General features: G+C 72.2%; 5 protein-coding genes and 1 pseudogene. 4 read left to right on the forward strand and 2 right to left on the reverse strand.

Features of this window, described 5'->3' with window-relative positions; translation table 11 throughout:
- Window positions 1-243: pseudogene (locus tag ABZ646_RS33695) on the reverse strand (ABC transporter substrate-binding protein); the annotation flags it as partial.
- A 546-nt stretch (window positions 244-789) separates the two neighbouring features.
- Here ABZ646_RS33695 and ABZ646_RS33700 point away from each other — a divergent pair.
- From ABZ646_RS33700 to ABZ646_RS33715, 4 genes are all read left to right on the forward strand, one after another.
- Complete coding sequence (locus ABZ646_RS33700; protein ID WP_360527459.1) at window positions 790-2,316, forward strand: glycosyl hydrolase family 28 protein; 1,527 nt, start codon at window positions 790-792, stop codon at window positions 2,314-2,316.
- Complete coding sequence (locus ABZ646_RS33705) at window positions 2,313-5,429, forward strand: alginate lyase family protein (RefSeq protein ID WP_360527462.1); 3,117 nt, start codon at window positions 2,313-2,315, stop codon at window positions 5,427-5,429. Before ABZ646_RS33700 ends, ABZ646_RS33705 begins: the two co-directional genes overlap by 4 nt.
- A 29-nt stretch (window positions 5,430-5,458) precedes the next feature.
- A complete protein-coding gene (locus ABZ646_RS33710; protein ID WP_360527465.1) occupies window positions 5,459-6,697 on the forward strand; it encodes an alginate lyase family protein in 1,239 nt (412 codons plus the stop codon).
- Between the two features lie 108 nt (window positions 6,698-6,805).
- The gene (locus ABZ646_RS33715) at window positions 6,806-8,362 is read left to right on the forward strand and encodes a carboxylesterase family protein (protein WP_360527468.1); all 1,557 of its coding nucleotides are present in this window, start codon (window positions 6,806-6,808) and stop codon (window positions 8,360-8,362) included.
- On the opposite strand, the gene ABZ646_RS33720 is transcribed toward ABZ646_RS33715, so the two are convergent.
- Window positions 8,336-8,602: substrate-binding domain-containing protein (locus tag ABZ646_RS33720; protein ID WP_360527471.1), on the reverse strand; the 267-nt coding region annotated here is incomplete at its 5' end. The two genes, ABZ646_RS33715 and ABZ646_RS33720, sit on opposite strands and share 27 nt — an antisense overlap.

Below are 8,602 nucleotides of genomic sequence, written 5' to 3' on the forward strand. Positions count from 1 at the left end.
GGTGAGCTGTTTCTGCATGGTCAGCTGGTCGGTGACCTTCGTGTACGTCAACTGGACGTCCTTGTGGGCGGCGTTGAACGCCTTCACCACGGCCTCCTGGCCGTTGGCCCAGCCCCAGAAGGGCAGGGTGACCGGACCGGAGGCCGCGTCGGAGCCGCCGGAGCCCGATCCGCCGCAGGCGGAGAGCAGACCTGTCAGCGTGAGGCCCGCGATCGCGGCGCGGACCAACCTGGTGGAGTTCATTGACCGTGTTCCTTCGGAGGTTGGCGCTCTCGGGGACGAGGGCGGCGGCTCGGCAGTGCCTTAGAAACCGGTTTCCACGGGACAGTAGGACGGCTCGACCGCTACCAGCAAGGGGTATGAGTCGGAATCTTTCGACGTGCGGTCGACCGAACGGCTTGTGAGCAGCAACCGGTACGCAAGAGCAACCGGTTGCCGCCGAACGGTTTTCGAAAGTCCGTCGCCCCTCTTGACGATGCTCTCCCACGGGTTGAAGCTCCCCTCACCGCCCATAGCAACCGGTTGCTTAACGGCCGACGCCCTGTCACCTCCGCGCAGAGAGTGGGAAGTCCATGCAGACGCACGCCTGTGCTCCGGTCGGCCGGCGCCGCCTGCTTCGCGGCCCGGGACGTGATGCAGGAACTGGACGCCTGCTCCGCGTCCGTCGGGTACGTCGTCCCCGTCCTGCTGGTCTTCCTCGTCGCCCAGCGCGGCTCTTCGTCGCCGGTATGTCGACGCCCGGTCTCAAGTAGCGCCGCCAGGCGCCCTGTTCACCGCTAGGAGCATCAGATGAACGCGCCGTTCTCCCGCCGTACCGCACTACAGGCCGCCGGGGCCACCGCGCTCGCCGCCGGACTGTCCGGCGCCCTGACCGCGACCGCCGCGCAGGCGGCGGACCGCGCCCCCGCACCCGGGCTGGTCACCTACCCCCGCCCGGCCGCCGTGCCCGCCAACACCAGTTTCCAGGTGCGGGTGCGCACCGCCCCCGACGGCGACTGGCAGACCCTGGACGTGTACCGGCCGCAGTTCGAGGAGATCAACCCGGCCACCGGTTCGGGCAAGGTGTACAGCTCCTCCCTGGTGTACTTCGACTTCCAGTGCTCCGTGGAGGTCGAGGTGACCTACCTCAAGGGCGGCACGGCCAAGGCCCGGGTGAGACCGGACTCGTACGGCATCAAGCCCGAACTCCTGGGCGACACCCTGCGGTTCACCCTCGACGAGCCCAAGGACCTGGTCGTCCAGATCAACGACGAGATCTTCGACTGCCTGCACGTCGTCACCAACCGTGTCGACCACCACCCGCCCGCCGCCGACGACCCCGACGTCATCTACTTCGGCCCCGGCGTGGGGACCGTGCCCGGCGGCACCCTCACCGTCCCCAGCGGCAAGACCGTCTACCTCGCCGGCGGCGCCGTCCTCAAGGCGACCGTCCACTTCAAGGACGTCCAGAAGGCCGCCCTCAAGGGGCACGGCATGATCTGGGCCAGCCCCGGCGGCGGCGTCCTGTGCGAGGGCAGCGAGAACATCCGGGTCGAGGACGTCATCATCATGAACCCGGGTGGCTACATCACCACCCTCGGCGAGGCCCGGAACGTCCGCATCAAGAAGGTCCGCGGCTTCAGTTCGCGCGGCAACGGCGACGGCATCGACATCTTCTCCTCCAGCGACGTCGTCCTCGACGGCTGCTTCCTGCGCAACTCCGACGACTGCGTCGCCCTCTACGCCCACCGCTGGGACTACTACGGCGACACCCGCGACATCACCGTGCAGAACTGCTCCCTGTGGGCCGACGTCGCCCACCCGGTCAACATCGGCACCCACGGCAACACCGACGCCCCCGAGGTCCTCGAGAACCTGGTCATCAGGAACATCGACATCCTCGACCACCGCGAGCCCCAGATGAACTACCAGGGCTGCATCGCCCTCAACCCCGGCGACTCCAACCTCATCAAGAACGTGCGCATCGAGGACGTCCGGATCGAGGACTTCCGCTGGGGCCAGGTCATCTACATGAAGGTGACGTTCAACCCGAAGTACAACACCTCGGTCGGCCGCGGCATCCAGGACGTCTACGTCAAGAACCTCAGCTACATCGGCACCCACGCCAACCCGTCGCTCTTCCTCGGCTACGACGCCGAGCACGGCATCGACAACGTCACCTTCGAGAACCTCGTGATCAACGGTGTCGTCGTCGCCGACTCGATGAAGAAGCCGAGCTGGTACCACACCACCGACGAGATTCAGTGGTTCTCCAACGAGCACGTGACGAACCTCAGGTTCCTCACGACCGCCGAGGCGGAGGCGGCCGCACAGTGAGCCCGCTCAGCCGTCGCGGCCTGCTCAGGACATCCGGTGCGCTGCTGCTCGCCGCCGGCGCGAACACCCTGTTCGTGCCCGCGGCGGCCCGGGCGGCCGACGAAGCCGCCGGCGAGGCCTTCGCCTTCACCCACCCCGGGATCCTGCACACCGCCGACGACCTGGCCCGGATGCGGTCCGCGGTCCAGGGCAGGCAGTCGCCCGGGTACGACGGCTACCTCGCGCTGGCCGCCCACGCCCGGTCCCAGGCGTCGTACACCGTCCAGAACACCGGCCAGATCACCTCCTGGGGCCGCGGCCCCGCGAACTTCCAGAACCAGGCCGTCGCCGACTCGGCCGCCGCCTACCAGAACGCCCTCCTGTGGGCCGTCACCGGCGACCGCGCCCACGCCGACAAGGCCCGCGACATCCTCGACGCCTGGTCCGCCTCGATCACGACCGTCACCGGCGCCGACGGCCCGCTCGGCGCGGGTCTGCAGGGCTTCAAGTTCGCCAACGCCGCCGAACTGCTGCGCCACACCGGCTACGACGGCTGGACCGACGCCGGCATCGCCCGGTGCACGGCGTCCTTCCTCGACGTCTGGTATCCGGCCGTCTCCGGCTACAGCCTCTACGCCAACGGCAACTGGGACCTGACGGCCCTCCAGACCATCCTCGCCATCGGCGTGTTCTGCGAGGAACGCACCCTCTTCGAGGACGCCCTGCGGTACGCCGCCGCTGGCGCCGGCAACGGCAGCGTCCGCCACCGCGTCGTCACCGACGCCGGCCAGGGCCAGGAGTCCGGCCGCGACCAGGGCCACGAACAGCTCGCCGTCGGCCTGATGGGCGACGCGGCCCAGGTCGCCTGGAACCAGGGCGTCGACCTCTGGGGCCACGACGGCAACCGCATCCTCGCCAACGCCGAGTACGCCGCCCGCTACAACCTCGGCCAGGACGTCCCCTTCACCCCCGACCTCGACCGCACCGGCAAATACCTCAAGACGACGGTGTCGGCGGTCTCGCGCGGCACCCTCCCCCCGGTCTACGAGATGTACTACGCCCACTACGCGGGAGTGCGCGGCCTCGACGCGCCCAGCACCCGGGCCGCCGTCTTCCGGGGCACCGGCGGCACCCGGGTCGTCGAGGGCGGCAACGACGACCTGCCCGGCTGGGGCACCTTCGCCTACGCCGGAGCCACCGCTCCCGCCCCCGGGGCGCCGACGCCCCCGGCGGGTGTCACGGCCGACGGCGACGAGCGGACCGTGACGGTGTCCTGGCTGCCGTCGGCGGGCGCGACCCGCTACGAGGTGTGGCGTGCCGAGCACCCCGACGGGCCCTACGAGCGGCAGGGCGAGACCACCTCACCGTCCTGCGCGGACGGGCACGTGCAGCCCGGGCGGACCTATTCCTACACGGTCCGCGCCGCCAACGATCTGGGCGAGAGCGGCAACTCCGCCGTCGCCTCGGCGACCGCCGGGCTCCCGGGGCGCTGGCGCACCCAGGACCTGGGCGCCGTGCACGCCCCGGGCGCGGCGCGCTTCGACGGCGAGCGGTTCGTGCTGGAGGCGAGTGGCACCGCGGACACCTACCGGCTGGTGCACCTGCCGCTGCACGGCGACGGCAGCGTCACCGCCCGGATCGTCTGGCCGCTCAGCTCGCAGTACGCCAAGATCGGCGTCACGCTCAGGGGCTCGCTCGACCCGGCCGACGCGCACGCCTCGATGCTGATCCAGGGACTGCCGCTGCACACCTGGAGCGGGGTGTGGAGCGTACGGCCGACGGTCGGGGCCGGGATCTCGGCCACCGGGAGCACCCCGGTGCCGCCCAGCCAGCAGCAGGCGATCACCACCGGCGCCGGCTTCCCCATCTCCGACCTGGGCGCCCTGCCCGCGTCGGCGACCCCGCTGACGGCCCCGCACGTGGAGGGGGCGGGCGACGGGTACCGGCTGCGGGCGCCGTACTGGGTGCGGGTGACCCGCAAGGGGGACCGCTGCACCGGGGCGATCTCCGCGGACGGGGTCGGGTGGACCGAGGTGGGCTCGACCGTGTGCGACCTGCCGCGCACCGCGTACGCCGGCCTCGTCCTCACCTCCTGCCTGGGCGTCGGCGAGGAGTACGCCGAGACCGGCACGGGCGCCTTCGACAACGTCAGTGTGGTGTCCGCGGCCGGCGGCCCGGGGTGGCGGGTGCCGCGCCCGGCCCGCAGGGCCGGTGATGTGCTGGCCGCCGCCGGCGCCGAGGGGATCGAACTGAGCTGGACCGACCCGGACCCCTCGGCCCGCTACACGGTCCTGCGTGCCGCGGACGCCCAGGGGCCGTACCGGACCCTTGCGCGGGACGTCGGCGCGGTCGGGTTCGGCACCCGCGTGCGGTACACGGACGGGAGTGGTACGTCCGGGACGACATACCACTACACCGTCGCCAAGACCAACTGCGCCGGGCGGGGACCTCGTTCACAAGCGGTGAGCGCGGTGATGCCGGACGTCGCCGTGGCGCCCTCGGCCCCGGCCGCCGTCGCCCCCGCCCTGCCCGCCCCCTGGACCGGCGGCGACCTCGGCGACGTCGTCCTGGACCGGCGCGCCTACGGCACCCTCGGAGTCGTCGCCGTCCTCACGCCGGGCGACGCGACCCACACCGACGGCACCTTCACGGTGCGCGGCGCCGGCGTCGACCTCAACGTCAACTCCCAGGGCATGACCGGCCGGTTCGTCCGGCAGCAGGTGACCGGCGACTGCGAGTTCACCGCCCGGCTGGTCTCCCGCTCCGGGGCCGGCGCCGACCGGGTCGGACTGCTGCTGACCAAGTCGCTGTCGCCGTTCGACCAGGCGGCCGGGGTCGTCGTCACCGGCGGCACCACCGCCCAGCTGATGCTGCGCCCCACGGTCGCCGGAGCCTCCGCCTTCACCGGCGCCGCCACCGTCCGACTGCCCCTGCTGCTGCGGCTGAAGCGCACCGGGACCGCCTTCGCCGCGACCGTCTCCACCGACGACGGCGTCACCTGGACCGCGCTCGGCACGGGCGCGATCCCCACCTTCGGCGACGCCCCCTACCACGTGGGCCTGGTGGTGTGCTCCCGCACGCCCCTGGCTCTCGCCACCGCGCAGTTCGAAGAGGTGAGTGTCCGACTCACCTGAACTCCCCCCACCGAAGGAGAAGTCACGCGATGAGCCGCCGCGTACCACCCCGGTCAGGCACCAGCGGATTGAGCCGCCGCGGTGTCCTGAAGTCCGCCGCCGCGCTCGCCGTCGCCGCCCCGGTCACCGCCCCCAGGGTGGCCGACGCGGCCCCGGCCGCCTTCACCCACCCCGGCATGCTGCACAACGCCGGGGACATCAACCGCGCCAAGGTGCGGGTCGCCGCCGGCACCGACCCGTGGCTGTCCGGCTGGAACAGGCTGACCGCCAACTCCCACTCCGCGTCGACCTGGACGCCCAACCCGCAGGCCACCGTCATCCGCGGCGGGACCGGCGAGAACTACGGCATCCTCTACAACGACATCGCCGCCGCCTACCAGAACGCGCTGCGCTGGAAGGTCGGCGGTACGGCCGCCCACGGCGACACCGCCGTGAAGATCCTCAACGCCTGGTCGTCCACCCTGACCACCCTCACCGGCAACGCCGACCGGTTCCTCGCCGCGGGCATCTACGGCTGGGAGTTCTGCCAGGCGGCCGAACTCATGCGGGACTACGCCGGGTTCGACCTCGCCGCGTTCCAGGACATGATGGTCAACGTCTTCTACCCGCTCAACAACAGCTTCCTGACCAACCACAACGACGCCTGCATCACCAACTACTGGGCCAACTGGGACCTGTGCAACATGGCCTCGGTGATGGCCATCGGCATCCTCACCGACGACGCGGCCAAGTACGACCAGGCCGTCACCTACCTCAAGTCCGGCGCCGGCAACGGCTCCCTCGCGCACGCCGTCCCGTACCTCTACACCGACTCCGACGGCTACGGCCTCGGCCAGTGGCAGGAGTCCGGCCGCGACCAGGGCCACACCCTCATGGGCATGGGCCAGCTGGGCGCGGTCTGCGAGATGGCCTGGAACCAGGGCGACGACCTGTACTCCTACGACAGCCGGCGCTTCATGAAGGCCGCCCAGTACGTCGCCAAGTACAACCTCGGCCAGGACGTGCCGTACACCACCTACACCTGGGGTACCGGGCAGAACTGCGCCCAGTCCTCCCAGACGGTGATCTCCGCCGCCTCCCGCGGCCAGCTCCGCCCCGTGTGGGCGATGCTCCACTTCCACTACAACCGGCGCGTCGGCCTCGACGACAAGTACATCTCCGCCCTGTACCACGACCTCGTCGCCCCCGAGGGCGGCGGCGGGGACTACGGCTCCACCAGCGGCGGCTACGACCAGCTCGGCTTCGGCACCCTGATGTACGCCAAGTAGCCGCGCGTGTCCACCTGACCGCCGTGCGTGCCGGAATACCGGGAGCGGATGTGGTGCTCTTGTCGTACCGGCGTACTGGCACACGCGGCGGGAGGAGCTGGTGGGCGGATGACGGCGCACGGCACGGACCCGAAGGACCCGGTGGCCGGCACCCCGTACGGAGCGGTGCGGGGCCGGTGGGAGCGGGAAATCGCGGTGTTCCGCGGCATCCCGTACGCCGCCCCGCCCTTCGGGGCACACCGGTTCCGGCCGCCCGTGCCGCCGGAGCCCTGGGACGGCGTCCGGGACGCGGGCGCCTTCGGGCCGACGGCGCCCAAACCGCCGTACTCGGAGGCGTTCGCCCAGTACCTGTCCGACCCGGTGATCCCCGGCGACGACTGCCTCAACCTGAACGTGTGGACCCCGCAGCCGGGCCCCGGCGCCCGGCTGCCGGTCCTCGTCTTCCTGCACGGCGGCGCCCTGACCAGGGGATCCTCCGCAGTTCCGGTGTACGACGGGCACGCGTTCGCCCGGGACGGGGTCGTGTTCGTCTCCGTGAACCACCGGCTGGGGGTGGAGGGCTACGGCCTGTTCCCGGACGCCCCGCCCAATCCCGGTCTGCACGACCAGCTCGCCGCCCTGCGCTGGGTCCACGAGACCATCGCGGACTTCGGCGGCGACCCCGGCCGCGTCACGCTCTGCGGCCAGTCGGCCGGCGCCGTCAGCGCCGGCGTCCTGCTCGCCGCGCCCCAGACCCAGGGCCTGATCCGGCGGGCCGTACTGCAGAGCGGCCCGCCCGAGGCCGCCGAGCGGGACAAGGTCCGGCGCATGGTCCGCCGGATGGCCGCCCGGCTCAGGATCCCCGCCACCGCCCGGGCCTTCGCCGCGGTCGACCGTGCTCTGCTGCTGCGCACCCAGGCCGAGGTGGGCCGGCTGAGCAGCCCCGTCCTCGGCGGCCCCGCCTTCGGGATCGTCGTCGACGGCGACCTGGTCCCGCGCGACCCGCTCCAGGCCCTCGTGGACGGCGAGGCGGCCCGGGGCGTCGACCTCCTGATGGGCTGGACCCGTGACGAGTACCGGCTCTGGCTGGTCCCCGGCGGTCTGGTCGACCACGTCGACCGGCTGGGCCCGGTCGCCTTCGCCGGCGCCATGGCCCGCTGCCACGCCTCCCACGAGGTACCGCGCCGCTACCGCGCACTCCACCCCGACGCCGGCCCCGCCGAGATCGTCGGCCAGATGGTCACCGACCACCTGCTGCGCCGCCCGCTGCACCGGCTCGCCGAGGCCCGCCCCGGGGCGTCGTACCTCTACGAGTTCGCCTGGCCCTCCAACCGGCCCGGCCTCGGCGCCTGCCACGCCCTGGAGCTGGGCTTCGTCTTCGACACCGGTACGGTCCCCGAAGCCGCCCTGCTGGCCGGCGACGGCGCCCCGCAGCCGCTGGCCGACGCGATGCACGGCGCCTGGGTCCGCTTCGCCACCACCGGCGACCCCGGCTGGCAGCGCTGGGACGACACCCACCCGGTCCGCGTCCTCGGCGACGGCGAACCCCACACGGTGTCCGGCCCCCGGGACGAGGAGCTCGCCCTGTGGGCACCGGGTACGACACCGCGCCCCGAACGCACTGCCGAACTGACCCTGGCGGTCCGGCGGCTGCGCCGCTCAATGGCCGCCGTGCGCCGCCACTGAGTGCCGTACGACGACATGCGTGCCGAGCAGCAGATGCTCGGCGGCCGGCTCCTCGCCGTGCCCGAGCGCCGTGCGCACCGCGAGCCGCCCCAGTTCCTCGTAGGGAACGTGCACGGTGGTCAGCGCCGGGTGCAGGTCGCGGGCGAACGGTATGTCGTCGTACCCGGCGAGCGAGACGTCCCCGGGCACGTCGAGCCCCGCCTCGTGCAGGGCGGTCAGCGCACCCGCCGCCACCATGTC

The organism is Streptomyces sp. NPDC007162, assembly GCF_040634175.1.
Lineage (GTDB): Bacteria > Actinomycetota > Actinomycetes > Streptomycetales > Streptomycetaceae > Streptomyces.